18 protein-coding genes are annotated in these 20,891 nt (G+C 55.5%); 14 read left to right on the plus strand and 4 right to left on the minus strand.

Annotated features, from left to right (window positions below):
* Positions 1-149: 149 nt before the first annotated feature.
* The gene (locus tag QEN32_RS06025) at positions 150-1,028 is read right to left on the minus strand and encodes an alpha/beta hydrolase (RefSeq protein ID WP_000174944.1); all 879 of its coding nucleotides are present in this window, start codon (positions 1,026-1,028) and stop codon (positions 150-152) included.
* 144 nt (positions 1,029-1,172) lie between these two features.
* Positions 1,173-1,976 (minus strand): inositol-1-monophosphatase, encoded by an 804-nt coding sequence (suhB, locus tag QEN32_RS06030; protein ID WP_000553473.1) that lies wholly within the window; start codon positions 1,974-1,976, stop codon positions 1,173-1,175.
* 118 nt (positions 1,977-2,094) lie between these two features.
* Between suhB and trmJ the strand changes: the two genes are divergently transcribed.
* The 11 genes from trmJ to sseB all read left to right on the plus strand — a co-directional run bounded on the left by trmJ (position 2,095) and on the right by sseB (position 10,987).
* Positions 2,095-2,826, plus strand: a complete 732-nt coding sequence (trmJ, locus tag QEN32_RS06035) for a tRNA (cytosine(32)/uridine(32)-2'-O)-methyltransferase TrmJ (RefSeq protein WP_000940032.1) — start codon at positions 2,095-2,097, stop codon at positions 2,824-2,826.
* A 159-nt stretch (positions 2,827-2,985) separates the two neighbouring features.
* A complete protein-coding gene (iscR, locus tag QEN32_RS06040) occupies positions 2,986-3,480 on the plus strand; it encodes a Fe-S cluster assembly transcriptional regulator IscR (protein ID WP_001241346.1) in 495 nt (164 codons plus the stop codon).
* Between the two features lie 180 nt (positions 3,481-3,660).
* The gene (iscS, locus tag QEN32_RS06045; protein ID WP_000775263.1) at positions 3,661-4,875 is read left to right on the plus strand and encodes a cysteine desulfurase; all 1,215 of its coding nucleotides are present in this window, start codon (positions 3,661-3,663) and stop codon (positions 4,873-4,875) included.
* Between the two features lie 27 nt (positions 4,876-4,902).
* The gene (gene iscU, locus QEN32_RS06050; protein ID WP_000331704.1) at positions 4,903-5,289 is read left to right on the plus strand and encodes a Fe-S cluster assembly scaffold IscU; all 387 of its coding nucleotides are present in this window, start codon (positions 4,903-4,905) and stop codon (positions 5,287-5,289) included.
* 28 nt (positions 5,290-5,317) lie between these two features.
* Positions 5,318-5,641, plus strand: coding sequence for an iron-sulfur cluster assembly protein IscA (gene iscA, locus QEN32_RS06055; protein WP_000028952.1), 324 nt, complete (start codon positions 5,318-5,320; stop codon positions 5,639-5,641).
* 195 nt (positions 5,642-5,836) lie between these two features.
* Positions 5,837-6,352 carry a co-chaperone HscB gene (hscB, locus tag QEN32_RS06060; RefSeq protein ID WP_265322232.1) on the plus strand — a complete coding sequence of 172 codons (516 nt, stop codon included), beginning with the start codon at positions 5,837-5,839 and terminating at the stop codon, positions 6,350-6,352.
* A gap of 12 nt (positions 6,353-6,364) precedes the next feature.
* The gene (gene hscA / locus QEN32_RS06065) at positions 6,365-8,215 is read left to right on the plus strand and encodes a Fe-S protein assembly chaperone HscA (RefSeq protein WP_023182385.1); all 1,851 of its coding nucleotides are present in this window, start codon (positions 6,365-6,367) and stop codon (positions 8,213-8,215) included.
* A 1-nt stretch (position 8,216) separates the two neighbouring features.
* Positions 8,217-8,552, plus strand: coding sequence for an ISC system 2Fe-2S type ferredoxin (fdx, locus tag QEN32_RS06070; RefSeq protein ID WP_001124466.1), 336 nt, complete (start codon positions 8,217-8,219; stop codon positions 8,550-8,552).
* 11 nt (positions 8,553-8,563) lie between these two features.
* Positions 8,564-8,764 (plus strand): Fe-S cluster assembly protein IscX, encoded by a 201-nt coding sequence (gene iscX, locus QEN32_RS06075; protein ID WP_000523621.1) that lies wholly within the window; start codon positions 8,564-8,566, stop codon positions 8,762-8,764.
* Between the two features lie 53 nt (positions 8,765-8,817).
* Complete coding sequence (gene pepB, locus QEN32_RS06080; protein WP_000133541.1) at positions 8,818-10,101, plus strand: aminopeptidase PepB; 1,284 nt, start codon at positions 8,818-8,820, stop codon at positions 10,099-10,101.
* A gap of 109 nt (positions 10,102-10,210) precedes the next feature.
* On the plus strand, positions 10,211-10,987 hold the full coding sequence (gene sseB, locus QEN32_RS06085) for an enhanced serine sensitivity protein SseB (protein ID WP_001662818.1): 777 nt from the start codon (positions 10,211-10,213) through the stop codon (positions 10,985-10,987).
* A 568-nt stretch (positions 10,988-11,555) separates the two neighbouring features.
* Here sseB and QEN32_RS06090 read toward each other — a convergent pair.
* Positions 11,556-12,224 (minus strand): DUF5066 family protein, encoded by a 669-nt coding sequence (locus tag QEN32_RS06090; protein WP_265322233.1) that lies wholly within the window; start codon positions 12,222-12,224, stop codon positions 11,556-11,558.
* Between the two features lie 42 nt (positions 12,225-12,266).
* Here QEN32_RS06090 and QEN32_RS06095 point away from each other — a divergent pair, with 42 nt between their 5' ends.
* Entirely contained in the window at positions 12,267-12,491 is a 225-nt protein-coding gene (locus QEN32_RS06095; protein WP_024134286.1) for a hypothetical protein, read from the plus strand.
* Here QEN32_RS06095 and sseA read toward each other — a convergent pair.
* Positions 12,471-13,313: a 3-mercaptopyruvate sulfurtransferase gene (sseA, locus tag QEN32_RS06100; protein ID WP_023241637.1), complete on the minus strand. Its 843-nt coding sequence runs from the start codon at positions 13,311-13,313 to the stop codon at positions 12,471-12,473. The genes QEN32_RS06095 and sseA overlap by 21 nt on opposite strands.
* A gap of 208 nt (positions 13,314-13,521) precedes the next feature.
* Here sseA and QEN32_RS06105 point away from each other — a divergent pair, with 208 nt between their 5' ends.
* On the plus strand, positions 13,522-18,462 hold the full coding sequence (locus QEN32_RS06105) for an alpha-2-macroglobulin (RefSeq protein WP_265322234.1): 4,941 nt from the start codon (positions 13,522-13,524) through the stop codon (positions 18,460-18,462).
* Positions 18,463-20,778 (plus strand): peptidoglycan glycosyltransferase PbpC, encoded by a 2,316-nt coding sequence (pbpC, locus tag QEN32_RS06110; protein ID WP_001014757.1) that lies wholly within the window; start codon positions 18,463-18,465, stop codon positions 20,776-20,778.
* Positions 20,779-20,891: the final 113 nt, after the last annotated feature.

Consider the following 20,891-nt stretch of genomic DNA (forward strand, 5'->3'; position numbering starts at 1 on the left):
AATGAAAATAAATTGTTATAAAAATCAGTTGAATATTACTGTTACGCTAGCGCTAATCCACCGCCTTCGCTAACGGGAAAAAATGGTTTTTACTATCGGTATAATAAATATATTCTTAATCATAAAATATGCATATATACAGCGTCGTGCTATTTAGCGGATAGCGCGGTCTGAATAAATTTAATCATTGCATCACGGTAAAGGTTTGCATAACGTCCGGAAAAAGCATCAATGTGATCGCCGTCAGGAATGAAGATTTTTTGTTTGGGCTCCCGGGCGAGGGCATACAATTTCTCACTGTCCTGCCAGGGAATAACATGGTCTGCCGTGCCATGAAGAATCAATACCGGAATGGGGCTGACGCTGGCGATATTGCGATCCGCGCTATAGCGGTCATCAAGCAAATAGCCGCTGCCCGGGATCATCTGGTTGGCGATGGAGGAATAGGATAAAAACGTTGAGTCGAGGATAATCGCACGTATGCCCGCCTGGTCGGCGTAGCGCATATTTGCGCAGCCTACGCAGTGGCCTACGGCGGCCAGTACATTATTGCCGCCCAGGCTCTGTCCCAGCAGTACCAGGCGCTCGGGGTTAACGTCGGCGCGATGCCGCACATAATCTATCGCGCTTTTCGTATCGTCCAGTAGCCCCTCTTGTGATGGGGTGCCCTCCGATTCGCCAAAACCACGGTAATCAAACATAAACAGGTTTACGTTGCGTTCTGGCAGCCAACTGACTAACGGCCAGTGCGCCGACATATTTCCGGCGTTGCCATGGACATGAATCACCGTCGCGACGGCGTTTTCCGGCCTGCCGAAAGCAGTGGGAATAAACCAGCCGTGCAGATGCGTGCCATCTTTGGCGGTAAAGGTAATGGATTCAGCTTCGGCAGGGGTTGGTCCATAGACTTTATTGTCCGGGTAATAAAAGGCATTGATCGCTACGCGGGGTAGCAGGTAAATACAGACCACAATAATAAACAGAATAAAAAGGGATTTGACGATGCGTCGGGTATGTTGAAGGGTCATGTTCGCTTCCTTGCCGCTTTATGCCAATAGCGGAGCAGGGAGCGATCGTACAAAAACATGCAGGCAAGTAAAGCGATGAGGCTGTGTTTAGGAAAAACGCCTGAAAAGGCACGGCGGATGAGTGGCCCCATCCGCCGAAGAGACTTAGCGCTTCAGCGCATCGCTCAGTTCGTCGCGCATATTCGCCAGCATGGCTTTAACGACGCGCGGATTCCCCGCCACGATATTACCGGTCATCATGTAGTTATGACCGCCGGTGAAATCGCTGACGATACCGCCCGCTTCACGAACCAGCAGTTCGCCCGCGGCGAAATCCCACGGACGAAGGCCAATTTCAAAGAAACCATCGACACGACCTGCAGCCACATAGGCCAGATCCAGCGCGGCGGAACCGGTGCGGCGGAAATCGGCGCATTCGGTGAACAGCTTGCCGATAATATTAATGTAGGTGGTCGCGTATTGTTTGGCTTTGAACGGGAAGCCGGTGGCGAGAATAGTGCCGTCCAGATCGCGCGCGGTACTGCCGCGCAGACGGTAGCCGTTCAGCTGCGCGCCCTGACCGCGGGTGGCGGTAAACAGTTCGTTACGCATCGGATCGTAAACGACAGCCACTTCAGTACGGCCTTTAATGCGTACGGCAATGGAAACGGAGAAGTGTGGCAGACGTTTGATGAAGTTGGTGGTGCCATCCAGCGGATCGATAACCCATTGAACATCCTGATCTGTGCCAACGTGCTCACCGCTTTCTTCGGTGATAATAGTGTGTTGCGGGTAAGATTTGCGAATGGTGTCGATAATTACCGCTTCAGCGGCCTTATCTACGTTGGTCACAAAATCGTTACTGCCTTTTTGGCTCGCTTCTACAGCGTCCGGAGTTTCATAGTTTTTGGCAATTACATTACCCGCCTTGCGCGCTGCGCGCACGGCGATGGTCAGCATCGGATGCATCGGTCTCTCTCACTGGATGTTAAAGAACGGGAAAACGGCGCAGAGTATAGCAGCGAGATCGGAATCTGTCTTGGTTTTATGGTAAGATGTCAGAATAATCTTTAGCTGAAGAAAGACAATGCTGCAAAACATTCGAATTGTGCTGGTGGAAACCTCCCACACCGGCAATATGGGCTCCGTGGCTCGCGCTATGAAAACCATGGGCTTAACTAACCTGTGGCTGGTAAACCCGTTGGTGAAACCGGACTCCCAGGCCATCGCCCTGGCGGCAGGCGCCAGCGATGTGATCGGTAATGCGCAGATCGTCGATACGCTGGACGAAGCGTTGGCTGGCTGTAGCCTGGTGGTCGGCACCAGCGCCCGCTCCCGCACTCTGCCGTGGCCGATGCTTGATCCGCGCGAGTGCGGCTTAAAAAGCGTGGCGGAAGCGGCAAATACGCCGGTTGCGCTGGTTTTTGGTCGTGAGCGTGTCGGGCTGACTAACGATGAGTTGCAAAAATGCCATTATCACGTCGCTATTGCCGCTAACCCGGAGTACAGCTCGTTGAATCTGGCGATGGCGGTACAGGTCATCGCGTATGAAGTCCGCATGGCCTGGCTGGCGACGCAGGAAAACGGCGACGCGGCAGATCATGAAGAGACACCGTATCCGCTGGTGGACGATCTTGAACGTTTTTACGGCCATCTGGAGCAGACGTTGCTCTCCACTGGCTTTATTCGCGAAAACCATCCGGGGCAGGTGATGAATAAATTGCGCCGTCTGTTTACCCGCGCCCGCCCGGAAAGCCAGGAGTTGAATATTCTGCGTGGGATTCTGGCGTCTATTGAGCAGCAGAATAAAGGCAAGTAACCGCGTTAATGCCGCACGGAACGCTAAATACCTGACTAATTTACTCAAGTAAATAGTTGACCAAATTACTCGGGAATGTCAGACTTGTCCCTGCTATGCAATACCCCCATTTTACAATAAAAAACCCCGGGCAGGGGCGAGTTTGAGGTTAAGTAAGACATGAGACTGACATCTAAAGGGCGTTATGCCGTGACCGCAATGTTAGACGTTGCGCTCAACTCCGAAGCGGGCCCGGTACCGTTGGCTGATATTTCTGAACGTCAGGGGATTTCCCTTTCTTATCTGGAACAGCTATTTTCCCGTTTACGTAAAAACGGTCTGGTTTCCAGCGTACGCGGGCCGGGCGGCGGTTATCTGCTGGGTAAAGATGCTGGCAGTATCGCGGTCGGCGAAGTGATCAGCGCGGTTGATGAATCCGTTGACGCGACCCGTTGCCAGGGCAAAGGCGGCTGCCAGGGCGGCGATAAATGCCTGACCCATGCGCTGTGGCGTGATTTAAGCGATCGCCTGACCGGTTTTCTCAACAATATTACCTTAGGCGAGCTGGTGAATAACCAGGAAGTTCTGGATGTGTCTGGTCGCCAGCACACGCATGACGCGCCGCGCGCCAGTGGTCGTGCGCAGGACGCTATCGACGTTAAATTACGCGCTTAATTAAAATATTACGCCATCTCTTCTGGCGGCCTCATGCGGTGAATGCCGCGGTCGTCTGAAGGATGAAGCGTAAAAAAGAATTCAGAATCAGGCCGGGACGCGGACGTCCCGTCAACACGGTCGTACATCCAGCCGGTTGCCTGATTCCTTGCATTGAGTGATGTACGGAGTTTAAGAGCAATGAAATTACCGATTTATCTCGACTACTCCGCAACCACGCCGGTGGACCCGCGTGTTGCCGAGAAAATGATGCAGTTTCTGACCCTGGACGGAACCTTTGGGAACCCGGCGTCTCGTTCACACCGTTTCGGCTGGCAGGCTGAAGAAGCCGTCGATATCGCCCGCAACCAGATTGCTGAACTGGTCGGCGCCGACCCGCGTGAAATCGTCTTTACCTCAGGGGCGACGGAGTCCGATAACCTGGCGATTAAAGGCGCTGCCAACTTTTATCAGAAAAAAGGCAAGCACATCATCACCAGCAAGACCGAGCACAAAGCGGTGCTGGACACCTGCCGTCAGCTTGAGCGCGAAGGGTTTGAAGTGACCTACCTGGCACCGCAGCGCAACGGCATCATCGATCTCAACGAGCTCGAAGCAGCGATGCGTGACGACACCATTCTGGTTTCCATCATGCACGTGAACAACGAAATCGGCGTGGTGCAGGATATCGCGACCATCGGCGAAATGTGCCGCGCGCGCGGTATCATCTACCACGTTGACGCCACCCAGAGCGTGGGCAAACTGCCTATCGATCTGAGCCAACTGAAAGTGGATCTGATGTCCTTCTCCGGTCATAAAATTTATGGTCCGAAAGGCATTGGCGCGCTGTATGTGCGTCGTAAGCCGCGTATTCGCATTGAAGCGCAGATGCATGGCGGCGGGCACGAGCGCGGTATGCGATCTGGTACTCTGCCTGTCCACCAGATCGTCGGCATGGGCGAAGCTTACCGTATCGCGAAAGAAGAGATGGAGACCGAAATGGCCCGTCTGCGCGGTCTGCGTAACCGTCTGTGGAACGGCATCAAAGATATTGAAGAAGTTTACCTGAACGGCGACCTTGAGCAGGGCGCGCCAAACATTCTCAACGTGAGCTTTAACTACGTTGAAGGCGAGTCGCTGATCATGGCGCTGAAAGACCTGGCGGTCTCTTCCGGTTCCGCCTGCACCTCCGCCAGTCTGGAACCGTCCTACGTGCTGCGCGCGTTGGGCATGAATGACGAGCTGGCGCATAGCTCTATCCGTTTCTCTTTAGGTCGTTTTACCACTGAAGAAGAGATCGACTACACCATTGATCTGGTTCGTAAATCCATTGGCCGTCTGCGTGACCTTTCTCCACTGTGGGAAATGTACAAGCAGGGTGTGGATCTGAACAGCATCGAATGGGCACATCATTAATCGGTATCGGAATCAGGAGAATTTATAATGGCTTACAGCGAAAAAGTAATCGATCACTATGAGAACCCGCGTAACGTAGGGTCGTTTGACAACAACGACGATAACGTGGGAAGCGGCATGGTTGGCGCGCCGGCCTGCGGCGACGTCATGAAGTTGCAGATTAAAGTTAACGATGAAGGTATCATTGAAGACGCGCGCTTCAAGACTTACGGCTGCGGTTCCGCTATCGCCTCCAGTTCTCTGGTAACGGAGTGGGTGAAAGGGAAATCCCTGGACGAAGCGCAGGCGATTAAAAACACCGACATTGCAGACGAACTGGAGCTGCCGCCGGTGAAAATTCACTGCTCTATTCTGGCGGAAGACGCGATTAAAGCCGCTATTGCGGATTACAAAAGCAAACGCGAAGCGAAATAAAATAGAACGTTAACATTGAGGTTTTGTTATGTCGATTACACTTAGCGACAGTGCAGCAGCGCGAGTTAATACCTTCCTGGCCAACCGTGGTAAAGGGTTTGGTCTGCGTCTGGGCGTGAGAACCTCCGGCTGCTCAGGTATGGCTTATGTACTGGAATTTGTTGACGAGCCAACGGCGGAAGACACCGTGTTTGAAGACAAAGGCGTTAAGGTAGTGGTTGACGGCAAGAGCCTGCAATTTCTGGACGGTACACAGCTGGACTTCGTAAAAGAAGGTCTGAACGAAGGGTTTAAATTCTCCAACCCGAATGTGAAAGATGAATGTGGTTGCGGCGAAAGCTTCCACGTGTAACCGTGTTCCGCTGTTATACCGAGCATTCGTGCTGCAGAAAAGCGGCAAGCGAGTGAATCCCCAGGCGCTTACTTGAGTAAATGACTGGGGGAACCCGCGCAGACAACGCATCTGCGGCGCGAAGTAAGAAGGTATAACCCCACCGTGGTCGCCTGCGTGTGGGGTTTGTTCTGACAGGCTATCCCTGAGAATGTTATGGATTACTTCACCCTCTTTGGCTTACCAGCCCGTTATCAGATTGACACCCAGGCGCTGAGCCTTCGTTTTCAGGATCTGCAACGCCAGTATCACCCTGACAAATTTGCCAACGGCACCCAGGCGCAGCAGCTTGCCGCCGTCCAGCAATCCGCCACGATCAACCAGGCCTGGCAAACGCTGCGTCACCCTTTGACGCGCGCGGAGTATCTGCTTTCCTTACACGGGTTCGATCTGGCCAGTGAGCAACATACGGTACGCGACACCGCGTTTCTGATGGAACAACTCACGCTTCGCGAAGAGCTGGACGATATCGAGCAAACAAAAGACGACGCGCGGCTGGAAAGCTTCATCAAACGCGTACAAAAGATGTTTGATGCTCGTCTTCAGCAAATGGTGGAACAGTTGGACAACGCCGCGTGGGACGCGGCGGCGGATACGGTGCGCAAACTGCGGTTTCTCGATAAACTGCGAAGCAGCGCAGAACAACTCGAAGAAAAGCTGCTCGATTTTTAACTGGAATCTAACATGGCCTTATTACAAATTAGTGAGCCTGGTCTGAGCGCCGCGCCGCATCAGCGTCGTCTGGCGGCGGGCATCGACTTAGGCACTACCAACTCTCTGGTTGCGACGGTTCGCAGCGGCCAGGCGGAAACTCTGCCTGACCACGAAGGGCGCCACCTGTTGCCTTCAGTGGTTCACTATCAGCAGCAGGGCCATACGGTCGGTTACGCTGCGCGTGACAATGCCGCGCAGGATACGACCAACACTATCAGCTCTGTGAAACGCATGATGGGACGCTCGCTGGCGGATATCCAGGCGCGCTATCCGCATCTGCCTTACCGGTTTAAGGCAAGCGTTAATGGGCTGCCGATGATTGACACGGCGGCTGGATTGCTCAATCCGGTACGCGTATCGGCTGATATTCTCAAAGCGCTGGCCGCGCGGGCTAGCGAATCGCTCTCCGGCGAGCTGGATGGCGTGGTGATTACCGTTCCCGCCTATTTCGATGATGCCCAACGTCAGGGGACGAAAGACGCCGCGCGGCTGGCGGGCCTGCATGTACTGCGCCTGCTCAACGAACCGACGGCAGCGGCGATTGCCTACGGTCTGGACTCAGGCAAAGAAGGCGTTATTGCTGTTTACGATCTCGGCGGCGGTACCTTCGATATCTCTATTTTACGCCTGAGCCGCGGGGTGTTTGAAGTGCTGGCGACGGGCGGTGATTCTGCGCTCGGCGGCGATGACTTTGACCATCTGCTGGCGGACTATATTCGCGAGCAGGCGGGGATTGCCGATCGTAGCGACAATCGCGTTCAGCGCGAACTGCTGGATGCCGCGATTGCGGCGAAAATTGCCTTAAGCGATGCCGATACCGTTCGCGTTAACGTTGCGGGCTGGCAGGGGGAGATCACTCGCGAGCAGTTTAACGATCTCATTTCCGCGCTGGTTAAGCGCACGCTATTGGCCTGCCGTCGCGCATTGAAAGATGCCGGCGTTGAGCCCCAGGACGTTCTGGAAGTGGTCATGGTCGGCGGTTCGACCCGTGTACCGCTGGTTCGTGAGCGGGTGGGCGAATTTTTTGGCCGCACGCCGTTAACCGCTATCGACCCGGATAAAGTGGTCGCTATCGGCGCAGCGATTCAGGCCGATATTCTGGTCGGCAACAAGCCAGACAGCGAAATGCTGCTGTTGGACGTGATTCCACTCTCTCTTGGGCTGGAAACGATGGGCGGCCTGGTGGAAAAAGTCATTCCGCGCAACACCACTATCCCGGTGGCGCGCGCGCAGGATTTCACCACCTTCAAAGACGGTCAGACCGCGATGTCTATCCATGTGATGCAGGGCGAACGCGAACTGGTGCAGGACTGCCGCTCGCTGGCGCGCTTTGCGCTGCGCGGGATTCCGCCGCTGCCGGCGGGCGGGGCGCATATTCGCGTGACCTTCCAGGTAGACGCCGATGGCCTGTTGAGCGTCACCGCAATGGAAAAATCCACCGGTGTCGAGGCCTCCATTCAGGTCAAACCTTCCTATGGCCTGACCGATGGCGAAATCGCCTCGATGATCAAGGATTCCATGAGTTTTGCCGAGCAGGACGTGAAAGCGCGTATGCTGGCGGAGCAAAAAGTCGAAGCCGCGCGCGTGCTGGAAAGTTTGACCGGCGCGCTAACTGCCGACGCCGCGCTGTTAAGCGCCGCAGAACGTCAATGCATTGATGATGCCGCCGCACATTTAAGCGCGGTCGCACAAGGCGATGATGTTGACGCCATAGAACAAGCCATTAAAAACGTAGATAAACAAACCCAGGAATTTGCCGCTCGCCGCATGGACCAGTCGGTTCGTCGCGCGTTGAAAGGCCATTCCGTAGACGAGGTTTAACATGCCGAAGATTGTTATTCTGCCTCATCAGGATCTTTGTCCGGATGGCGCAGTTCTGGAAGCTGAGACCGGTGAAACCATTCTTGACGTTGCGCTGCGCAACGGCATCGAGATTGAACACGCCTGTGAGAAATCGTGCGCCTGCACCACCTGTCACTGTATTGTACGTGAAGGCTTCGACTCCTTGCCGGAAAGTTCGGAAGAAGAAGACGATATGCTGGATAAAGCGTGGGGGCTGGAGCCGGAAAGTCGACTGAGCTGCCAGGCCCGCGTTACCGACGACGATCTGGTTATCGAAATTCCACGTTACACAATCAACCATGCGCGTGAGCATTAACAGAGGGTAGTATGGGACTCAAGTGGACCGATAGCCGCGAGATCGGCGAAGCGTTATACGACGCATATCCTGATGTCGATCCTAAAACCGTTCGTTTCACCGATCTGCATCAGTGGATCTGCGAACTGGACGATTTTGACGACGACCCTAACGCATCCAATGAAAAAATTCTGGAGGCGATTCTGCTAGTCTGGTTGGATGAAGCAGAGTAAGTCAAATAACGGGCTGCCCTACGGCGGCCCGTTTGCTAATAAGGAAAATAACAATGACAGAAGCCATGAAAATTACGCTTTCCACGCAGCCTGCCGATGCGCGCTGGGGCGATAAAGCCACTTACAGTATTAATAACGACGGTATTACCTTGCATCTTAACGGTAAAGACGATCTGGGGTTGATCCAGCGTGCGGCGCGTAAAATCGACGGCCTGGGAATAAAACAGGTCGCGCTGACAGGCGAAGGATGGGATACCGAGCGTTGTTGGGCATTCTGGGCGGGTTACAAAGGACCAAAAGGCGTCCGTACCGTAATGTGGCCGGATTTAGACGATGCCCAACGTCAGGAACTGGATAACCGCCTGACCATTATTGACTGGGTGCGCGACACCATTAATGCTCCGGCGGAAGAGCTTGGGCCGGAGCAACTGGCGCAGCGCGCAGTGGATCTGCTGTGCAGCGTCGCGTGCGATAGCGTCACTTATCGTATCACCAAAGGCGAAGATCTGCGCGAGCAGAACTATATGGGGTTGCATACCGTAGGCCGTGGTTCTGAGCGTCCGCCGGTGCTGCTGGCGCTGGATTACAACCCGACGGGAGACAAAGATGCGCCGGTTTATGCTTGCCTGGTCGGTAAAGGTATCACCTTTGACTCCGGCGGCTACAGTATCAAACAAAGCGCTTTTATGGACTCAATGAAATCCGATATGGGCGGCGCGGCGACAGTAACGGGCGCGCTGGCGTTCGCCATTACCCGTGGGTTGAATAAACGCGTAAAACTGTTCCTGTGTTGCGCCGATAATCTGATCAGCGGCAATGCGTTTAAACTGGGCGATATTATTCGCTACCGTAATGGCAAGAATGTTGAAGTCATGAATACCGATGCGGAAGGGCGACTGGTACTGGCGGATGGCCTGATTGACGCCAGCGCGCAACACCCGCAGCTAATCATTGATATGGCGACGTTAACCGGCGCGGCGAAAACGGCGCTGGGTAACGACTATCATGCGCTATTCAGTTTTGACGATACGCTGGCGGGGCGCTTGCTGACCAGCGCGGCGCAAGAGAATGAACCGTTCTGGCGTCTGCCGCTGGCGGAGTTTCACCGTAACCAGCTGCCGTCTAACTTTGCGGAACTGAACAACACCGGCAGCGCGGCGTATCCCGCTGGGGCAAGCACCGCCGCGGGTTTTCTGTCGCACTTTGTTGAAAATTACCGCGAAGGCTGGCTGCACATTGACTGTTCCGCCACTTATCGCAAAGCGCCGGTTGAGCAGTGGGCTGCCGGGGCAACCGGTTTGGGTGTGCGCACCATCGCGAATCTGCTGACCGCCTGAACGGTGTTTTTGTAGGCCGGGTAAGCGAAGCGCCACCCGGCATTTTGCCTGATGGCGACGCCGTGCGTCTTATCAGGCCTACAACCCATATACATAATTTGTGATTCCTATGTCCGAAACTAAAAATGAATTAGAAATCTTGCTGGAGAAAGCGGCGACTGAGCCCGCGCATCGTCCGGCATTTTTCCGTACCTTACTGGAGTCCACCGTCTGGGTGCCGGGCAGCGCTGCCGAAGGCGAGGCGATAGTGGAAGACAGCGCTCTGGATTTGCAGCACTGGGAAAAAGAAGACGGCACGACCGTCATTCCCTTCTTTACTTCTCTGGAGGCGCTGCAGCAGGCCGTGGAAGACGAACAGGCGTTTGTGGTGATGCCAGCGCGCACGCTGTTTGAAATGACGCTTGGCGAAACGCTATTCCTCAACGCTAAATTGCCGACCGGCAAAGAGTTTATGCCGCGTGAAATCAGCCTGCTTCTCGCTGAGGAAAGCAGCCCATTAAGTACGCAGGAAGTGCTGGAAGGCGGCGAGTCGCTTATTTTATCCGAAGTGGCCGAGCCGCCGTCGCAGATGATTGATTCCCTCACTACGCTGTTTAAAACCATCAAACCGGTGAAACGCGCGTTTCTCTGCGCGATTAAAGAACATGCGGACGCCCAACCCAATCTGCTGATTGGCATTGAGGCTGACGGCGAAATTGAAGAGATCATTCACGCAGCGGGCAATGTGGCGACCGACACGTTACCGGGTGACGAACCGATCGATATTTGTCAGGTGAGGAAGGGCGAGCAGGGTATCAGCCACTTTATCACTGAGCATATCGCGCCGTTCTACGAGCGCCGCTGGGGCGGGTTCCTGCGCGATTTTAAACAGAACCGCATCATCTGAAGAAAAGAAAGCCGCCCAACAGGGCGGCCTCCTGGCTTACCTGCTCTGGACGTTGAGCGTTACGGGAACAGAGCTACCTGGGTAGCTTCTGTCTGCGTGAAGACACAACGTGCCAGAAACAAGAAGCACGACACAAAAGTATCGTACCTTCATGTTGCGGTCCTTGCGAAGACCGCATCACGGCAGCACCGCTGGCGATAATGCCGTGATAGCAGGCACTACGGTGTGCCTGCGCTTACGGCCATGGGTTATCCTCTCCTGAAGCCAGCGCCCGTTTGCGAGACGGCGGAAAGGGCCGGGAAAGATAATACCTCAAATGTTGAATAGTTTCCCGGTAAATCATATTGACATTTGCTCCCTTAAAAGGGAGTATTAATCCCCTACGGTGTGCCTGCGTTGCTATGGCAACAAAGCCTGCTGGAAAGGCCGCGAACCGGACCAGCACAAAAAAACCGCTCAATTGAGCGGTTTTTTTGTGGCCTGCTTAAACCGAATTTATGTAGATTCGTTTTAAATCAGCCTGAACGGTAGGCTGGATAAGCGTGAGCGCCACCCGACAGCATGTCGATTAATCGACGAGCGCGTCCAGTTTTGCCCAAAACGCCTCATGATAATCCTCCAGGTCAAGTAAAGCGGCATCGCGTTGTTCATTCATTTTTTGCTGTGCCTTCCATTGCGGAAGATGTAAATCCTCTTCGGTAAAGCCAATGTCTTTAGCGCCCGAAATAATATTATAGAGATATTCCACCAGAGAAGACTCCGCCAGCCAGAATTCATTACGTTCCATGCGGGCAATAGGGTATTCGCCGTTGGCATCCCGTTCTGTGATATAGATAAAAATGGCCTGATCGCCGACATGATCGATACGAATTAATGCCGGAAGACGGGGATCGTTACTCCAGACAGGCATCAGATCTTCAATATCAATACCTGAGCTATCCATGCCAGCGCCGTAATACGCCTCTTCATCAGGAGAGTAAGAATGTATTACTCCCTCTTTATCAATAGATCTTTGTAATGTTTCAATCACAGGCATATTATAATTGCTAAGTAGATCGCGGTCGTAGGCCAGTAACGCCTTCAAGCTATCAGGTAACTCAGTGGTTTCCGTATTTTGCGGATCGCGATACTTACGCACTCGCAGACGACTTATTTCCTCGGCAGGCATAGGAGTAGGCACCTTATTGCGGTTAACCTTTTTAACTAGCTCCATTAAATTAGCGAGTGAAATATCCATTTTCCATCCTTAAAAAATTATATTTACAGGAGTTATTTCCCGGTGAAAACCAAAACAGCGGTGATGATACTCCTTATACCCGACGTAAAGTATTTACCGATAAAAAATAGGATTTTATTAAGAGAAAATAATGCCCGTTTGCAGGACAGTGGAAAAGAGCTGAATAAAAACAATGTCTGTAGATCGTTTTACATCAGCCTGAACGGTAGGCCGGATAAGCGTGAGCGCCATCCGGCATGGCAGATATTAAGCGGGTTCAACCGGTAAATCGGTACGCGCGCCCCATTCGCTCCACGCGCCGTCGTAAAGCGTGACGTCAGGCACATCCAGCGTGGCGAGCGCCAGCACCACGACCGCGGCCGTCACGCCGGAACCGCAACTGGCGATAATCGGTCTGTCGAAACTCACGCCGTGGCTGAAAAAAACCTCATTCAGTTCGTCAGTGGTCTTTAATTCGCCCTCATACACCAGTTCCGTCCACGGGACGTTTAGCGCGCCAGGAATGTGTCCGCGCCTCAGTCCCGGACGCGGTTCATCAACCTGAGCGTTGAAACGTGCCGCCGGACGCGCGTCAACGATTTGCGCGGTTTTTTCATGACTTGCCAGCAATACGTCGGTGAGACGCACCATGGCTTGCGGCGTGAATTTCGCCTCAAACTCGCCTCCTTCATGCGCTTCCTCGCCTTCGCGCAATAGCCATTCGTCGCGCTGCCAGCCCGCCAGTCCGCCCGCCAGAATGGACACTTTCTCGGCACCGAACGTGCGCAGCATCCACCACGCCCGCGGAGCGGAGAACAGATTGCCTTCATCGTATATGACCAGGTGTTTATCCTGGCGAACACCCAGTTCACGCATGGCCACCGCAAACGCTTCCGGGCGCGGCATCATATGCGGCAACGGCGATGCGCGATCGGAAAGCGCTTCAATATCAAAAAACAGCGCACCGGGAATATGTCCGGCGCGATATTCGCCCGCCATATCACGATGTTCCTGTCCTGGCGGCGCCATACGGGCGTCAAGAATCTGTATTTCCGGATCATCAATATGTTCGGCAAGCCAGTCGGCGGCGACAAAAAAGGCGGTGGTCATGGGCATCTCCATTGTTACCTGATTATGATCAAATTGTCGGACGTTTCCCGAAAAGGGACAAGTAGAAGAGGCTGTTTTGGCTGGCGAAACCACATTTCTGCGTAAAATTTTCGCATCATCACAGTAATACGGACTTACACAATAAAATTTCTCGCGCATAATATCTCATCAACCGTTGCTGACAGGCCGTTAAGGCCAGGGATGAAAGATGAAACATTTACGCGTGGTGGCCTGCATGATCATGCTGGCGCTGGCGGGATGCGATAACAACGATAAAACCGCCCCGACGACTAAAAGCGAAGCGCCAGCCGTAGCGCAGCCCTCGCCCGCGCAAGACCCGGCACAGCTACAAAAGCTGGCGCAGCAAAGCCAGGGCAAAGCGCTCACGCTATTAGACGCCTCCGAAGCGCAGCTCGACGGCGCTGCGACGCTGGTGCTGACGTTTTCAATTCCTTTAGATCCTGAACAGGATTTTTCCCGTGTGGTTCACGTGGTTGATAAGAAAAGCGGCAGCGTTGATGGCGCATGGGAGCTGGCGCCAAATTTAAAAGAGCTAAGGTTACGTCATCTGGAACCTGAGCGCGTGCTGGTGGTCACGGTTGATCCCGCCGTTAAAGCGCTGAATAACGCCACCTTCGGCAAGTCTTATGAAAAAACGATTACCACGCGTGATGTCCAGCCCAGCGTCGGCTTTGCCAGCCGGGGATCGCTGCTACCGGGGAAAATCGCGGAAGGACTGCCGGTCATGGCGCTTAACGTCAACCACGTTGATGTGAACTTTTTCCGCGTTAAGCCCGGATCGCTGGCGTCATTTGTCAGCCAGTGGGAGTACCGTAGTTCTCTCTCTAACTGGGAGTCCGACCATCTGCTGAAAATGGCGGATCTGGTTTATACCGGTCGTTTTGATCTTAATCCGGCGCGCAATACGCGTGAGAAACTGCTGCTGCCATTAAGCGATATTAAGCCGCTGCAACAGGCGGGCGTATATGTGGCGGTAATGAATCAGGCTGGACACTACAACTATAGTAATGCCGCTACGTTGTTTACCCTTAGCGATATCGGCGTGTCCGCGCACCGTTACCATAATCGGCTGGATATCTTTACGCAAAGCCTGGAAAACGGCGCGGCGCAGTCGGGAATTGAGATCGTTCTTCTGAATGATAAAGGTCAGACGCTGGCGCAGGCGACGAGCGACGCGCAGGGACATGTGCAACTGGAAGCTGATAAAGCGGCGGCGCTATTACTGGCGCGTAAAGAGGAGCAGACCACGCTGCTCGATCTCACGCTTCCGGCTCTGGATCTGTCGGAATTTAATGTCGCTGGCGCGCCCGGCTACAGCAAGCAGTTCTTTATGTTCAGCCCGCGCGATCTCTACCGACCGGGCGAAACGGTTATCCTCAACGGATTACTGCGCGATAGCGACGGTAAAACGCTGCCCGATCAACCCGTTAAGCTGGAAGTGGTAAAACCAGACGGACAGGTGATGCGTACCGTCGTCAGCCAGCCGGAAAACGGGCTATACCGTTTGAATTATCCGCTGGATATCAACGCGCCGACCGGCTTGTGGCATGTCCGCGCCAACACCGGCGATAATTTGCTGCGGAGTTGGGATTTCCACGTGGAAGACTTTATGCCGGAGCGGATGGCGCTCAACCTGACGGCGCAAAAAACACCGCTGGCGCCTGCGGATGAGGTGAAATTCTCCGTTGTCGGCTATTACTTGTATGGCGCGCCTGCTAACGGCAATACCCTGCAAGGGCAACTTTTCCTGCGTCCGCTGCGCGACGCTGTCGCGGCGTTGCCTGGCTTCCAGTTCGGCAATATTGCCGAAGAGAATCTTTCGCGCAGCCTGGACGAAGTTCAACTGACGTTGGATAAAGGCGGACGTGGTGAAGTGAGTGCTGCCAGCCAGTGGCAAGAAGCGCATTCGCCGCTGCAGGTAATTCTACAGGCCAGCCTGCTGGAGTCTGGCGGTCGTCCGGTCACTCGTCGCGTAGAGCAGGCGATTTGGCCTGCCGATACGTTACCGGGAATTCGTCCACAGTTCGCCGCCAAGGCGGTATACGACTACCGTACGGATACCACCGTTAATCAACCGATTGTCGACGAAGACAGCAACGCCGCATTCGATATTGTTTACGCCAACGCGCAGGGCGAGAAAAAAGCGGTGTCTGGTTTACAGGTGCGGCTCATCCGCGAGCGTCGCGACTATTACTGGAACTGGTCGGAAAGCGAAGGCTGGCAGTCGCAGTTTGATCAAAAAGATCTGGTGGAGGGCGAGCAGACGCTGGATCTTAACGCGGATGAAACCGGAAAAGTCAGCTTCCCGGTGGAATGGGGCGCGTACCGTCTGGAGGTCAAAGCGCCGAATGAGACGGTCAGCAGCGTTCGTTTCTGGGCCGGCTATAGCTGGCAGGATAACAGCGACGGTAGCGACGCGGCGCGTCCGGATCGCGTCACCCTCAAACTGGATAAAGCGAATTATCGTCCAGGCGACACCATGAAATTGCATATCGCCGCGCCGGTCGCCGGTAAAGGTTATGCCATGGTGGAGTCCAGCGACGGTCCGCTGTGGTGGCAGGCGATCGATGTGCCGGCACAAGGTCTGGAGCTCACGATTCCGGTGGATAAAACCTGGAATCGCCACGATCTCTATCTCAGTACGCTGGTGGTGCGTCCCGGCGATAAATCTCGTTCCGCGACGCCAAAACGCGCCGTGGGGTTACTACACCTACCGCTGGGGGATGAAAACCGCCGCCTCGATCTGGCGCTGGAAAGCCCGGCTAAAATGCGCCCGAATCAGCCGCTCACCGTCAGGGTGAAAGCCAGCGTTAAACACGGCGAAATGCCAAAACAGATCAACGTGCTGGTCTCCGCGGTCGATAGCGGCGTATTGAATATCACCGATTACGCGACGCCGGACCCGTGGCAGGCGTTCTTCGGTCAAAAACGCTACGGTGCGGATATCTACGATATTTACGGCCAGGTCATTGAAGGGCAGGGGCGGCTGGCGGCGTTGCGTTTTGGCGGCGATGGCGACGACCTTAAGCGCGGCGGAAAACCGCCGGTAAACCATGTCAATATCATCGCGCAGCAGGCGCAGCCGATCACGCTCAATGAGCAGGGCGAAGGGGTCGTAACGCTGCCGATTGGCGACTTTAACGGCGAACTGCGGGTTATGGCGCAGGCATGGACAGCGGACGATTTTGGTCGCGGCGAAAGCAAAGTCGTTGTCGCCGCGCCAGTGATTGCCGAGCTGAATATGCCGCGTTTTCTGGCGGGAGGGGATGTTTCGCGACTGGTGCTGGACGTCACCAATCTGACCGACCGCCCGCAGACGCTGAATATTGCGCTCGCCGCCAGTGGGTTACTGGAACTGCTTAGTCAACAGCCGCAACCGGTCAACCTGGCGCCGGGCGTGCGCACCACCTTATTCGTTCCGGTACGTGCGCTGGAAGGTTTTGGCGAAGGCGAAATCCAGGCGACCATTAGCGGTCTGAATCTGCCGGGAGAAACCCTCGGCGCGCAGCATAAGCAGTGGCAAATCGGCGTGCGTCCGGCCTGGCCTGCCCAAACGGTAAATAGCGGCATTGCGCTGGCGCCGGGAGAGAGCTGGCATTTACCAGAGCAGCATCTGGCAAACGTCTCGCCAGCCACGTTACAGGGACAACTGCTGTTAAGCGGAAAACCGCCGCTCAATCTGGCGCGCTACATTCGCGAGCTGAAAGCATATCCGTACGGGTGCCTGGAACAAACCGCCAGCGGGTTATTCCCGGCGCTGTATACTAATGCCGCTCAATTGCAGTCGCTCGGTATTACCGGCGATAGCGATGAAAAACGGCGCGCCGCGGTGGATATCGGCATCTCCCGCATACTACAGATGCAGCGTGATAACGGCGGTTTTGCGCTATGGGATGAAAATGGGGCGGAAGAGCCCTGGCTAACGGCCTACGCGATGGATTTCCTCATTCGCGCGGGCGAGCAGGGATATAGCGTCCCGCCGGAGGCCATTAACCGGGGCAATGAGCGACTGCTGCGCTATCTGCAGGATCCCGGCACGATGCTGATGCTGATTCGTTATAGCGATAATACCCAGGCCAGTACTTTTGCCGCTCAGGCTTACGCCGCGCTGGTACTGGCGCGTCAGCAGAAAGCGCCGCTCGGCGCGCTGCGCGAAATCTGGGAGCGCCGTAGTCAGGCGGCTTCAGGACTGCCGCTGATGCAATTGGGCATCGCGTTAAACACGATGGGTGATGCCAGACGCGGCGAAGAGGCCATTACGCTGGCTCTGAATACGCCGCGTCAGGACGAACGGCAATGGATAGCGGATTACGGCAGTTCTCTGCGCGATAACGCTCTGATGTTGTCGTTACTGGAAGAGAACAACCTCAGACCGGACGCGCAAAACGCGCTATTAAGCTCGCTTTCTGAGCAGGCCTTCGGTCAGCGCTGGCTCTCTACCCAGGAGAACAATGCCTTGTTCCTCGCCGCGCATTCGCGACAGGCCAGTGCGGGCGCCTGGCAGGCGCAGACCTCGTTAGAGGCGCAGCCGCTGTCGGGCGACAAGGCGCTGACCCGTAATCTGGATGCTGACCAGCTGGCCGCCCTTGAGGTGACGAACACCGGTAGCCAGCCGCTATGGCTGCGTCTGGATAGCAGCGGCTATCCCTCATCTGCGCCTGAGCCTGCCAGCAACGTTTTGCAGATTGAACGACAAATACTGGGGACCGATGGTCAGCGCAAATCGCTGTCCTCGTTGCGTAGCGGCGAACTGGTGCTGGTCTGGTTAACGGTAGTGGCCGATCGCAATGTGCCGGATGCTCTGGTGGTGGACCTGCTCCCGGCCGGGCTGGAGCTGGAAAACCAGAATCTGGCTGACAGCAGCGCCAGCCTGCCGGAGAGCGGTAGCGAAGTGCAAAATCTGCTTAATCAGATGCAGCAGGCGGATATTCAGTATATGGAATTCCGCGACGATCGGTTTGTGGCTGCCGTCGTTGTCAATGAGGGCCAGCCCGTGACGCTGGTCTACCTGGCGCGCGCGGTAACGCCGGGAACGTACCAGCTTGCGCAACCGCAGGTGGAATCGATGTACGCGCCTCAGTGGCGGGCAACCGGCGCGAGCGAGGGGCTGCTGATTGTGACGCCTTAAATGAACGGTTGGCGTGGTAAACGTGGCCGCTGGCTGTGGCTGGCGGGCGCGCCGCTTTTTATTTTCCTGGCGTTATGGGCAGCGGATAAACTCTGGCCGCTGCCGCTCAATGAGGTCCATCCTGCGCGGGTCGTGGTAGCCCATGACGGTACGCCGCTGTGGCGCTTTGCCGACGCCGGGGGGATCTGGCGTTATCCGGTGACGATTGAAGAGGTCTCTCCCCGTTACCTGGAGGCCTTAATCAATTACGAAGATCGCTGGTTCTGGCGGCACCCTGGCGTTAACCCTTTCTCCGTCGCGCGCGCGGCATGGCAGGATCTTACCGCCGGGCGCGTTATTTCCGGCGGCAGTACGCTGACTATGCAGGTGGCGAGACTGCTGGACCCGCATTCGCGCACGTTCGGCGGTAAAATCCGCCAGCTTTGGCGCGCCCTCCAGCTTGAATGGCATTTGTCCAAGCGCGATATCCTGACGCTGTACCTGAACCGCGCGCCGTTCGGCGGCACGCTACAGGGTATTGGCGCTGCAAGCTGGGCCTACTTCGGCAAGCCGCCCGCGCGCCTGAGCTACGCTGACGCGGCGCTGCTGGCCGTATTGCCGCAGGCGCCGAGCCGGTTACGCCCCGACCGCTGGCCTGCGAGAGCCGAAGCGGCACGAAATAAAGTGCTGGATCGGATGGCGGCTCAGGGCGTCTGGCCTGCCGAAACGGTACGCGAGTCGCGTGAAGAACCGGTCTGGCTGGCGCCGCGTCAAATGCCGCAACTGGCGCCGCTTTTTGCCCGAATGATGTTGAGTAAAAGCCAGAACGACAAAATTGTGACCACGCTGGACGCCGGGTTGCAGCGGCAACTGGAAGATCTGGCGCGGGCATGGAAAGGGCGGCTGCCTGCACGCAGTTCGTTGGCGATGATCGTTGTCGATCATACCGATATGAGCGTGCGCGGCTGGGTCGGATCGGTAGACCTTAATGACGACAGCCGTTTTGGTCATGTCGACATGGTAACGGCGATCCGATCGCCGGGATCGGTACTCAAACCCTTTGTGTATGGTCTGGCGCTGGATGACGGCTTGATCCATCCCGCATCATTATTACAGGACGTTCCGCGCCGCACCGGAGATTACCGCCCGGGAAACTTCGACAGCGGATTTCACGGCCCGGTCAGCATGAGCGACGCGCTGGTACGCTCACTGAATCTGCCTGCCGTTCAGGTGCTTGAAGCCTATGGGCCGAAACGATTTGCGGCAAAACTGCGTAACGTCGGCCTGCCGCTATATTTGCCTGCTGGCGCGGCGCCCAATCTTTCGCTGATTCTGGGCGGCGCGGGCGCGCGGCTTGACGAGATGGCGGCGGCATACAGCGCGTTCGCTCGTCATGGGAAAGCGGCGAAATTACGGTTACAGCCGGACGATCCGCTGTCGGAAAGACCATTAATGTCGCCGGGAGCGGCGTGGATCATTCGACGAATTATGGCGGATGAAGCGCAACCCTTACCGGATAATGCGCTGCCGCGCATTGTGCCGTTGGCGTGGAAAACCGGCACCAGCTACGGCTATCGCGATGCGTGGGCTATTGGCGTTAACGCGCGCTATATCATCGGCATCTGGACAGGCAGACCCGACGGCACGCCTGTGGTGGGGCAATTTGGTTTTGCCAGCGCGGTGCCATTGCTTAACCAGGTCAATAATCTGTTACTGGCGCATACGGGACGCCTGCCGGAAGATCCGCGTCCGCAGGCGGTAAGCCGCGGCGTCATTTGCTGGCCGGGCGGACAGACTCTGCCTGCCGGAGACAGCAACTGTCGCCGCCGCCTGGCGACATGGCTTCTCGATGACAGCCAGCCGCCCACGCTGCTGTTACCTGAGCAGGAAGACATCAACGGTATTCGTTTCCCGGTCTGGCTGGATGATACGGGGCGGCGTGTCGCTGCCGACTGTCCGCAGGCGCGTGCGCATACGTTTATCGTCTGGCCGCGGCCGCTGGAGCCGTGGCTGCCGCCTGCGGAAAGACGTAGCGCCCGCTTGCCCGCGGCGTCCGACCACTGCCCGCCGCTACAGGGCAATGATGCCGCGCCGTTAATGCTGTCAGGAGTGAGGGATGGCGCGGTGATCAGGCAACTGCCAGGCCAGGAAAACGTCACGCTGCCCGTCTCGACTACCGGCGGCAAAGGGCGTCGCTGGTGGTTTTTAAATGGCGAACCTGTTAATGGCGAAAATAATCGCCTTTCTTTATTACTCAATATCGCTGGACGTTATCAACTTGTCGTAATGGATGAGTCCGGTCAGGTTGCAGCGGTTAATTTTGAATTAATACGTTAACAACTCTTCAGAATAAATTATGAATTTCATTTAATTTAAAGTTAATGAGAATTATTAATTTTTCCGAAATTACCCTTAATGAGGGAGCTTGATAAATATCAAGAGATCTAACA

Source organism: Salmonella sp. SA14318, from assembly GCF_029866905.1.
GTDB lineage: Bacteria > Pseudomonadota > Gammaproteobacteria > Enterobacterales > Enterobacteriaceae > Salmonella > Salmonella enterica.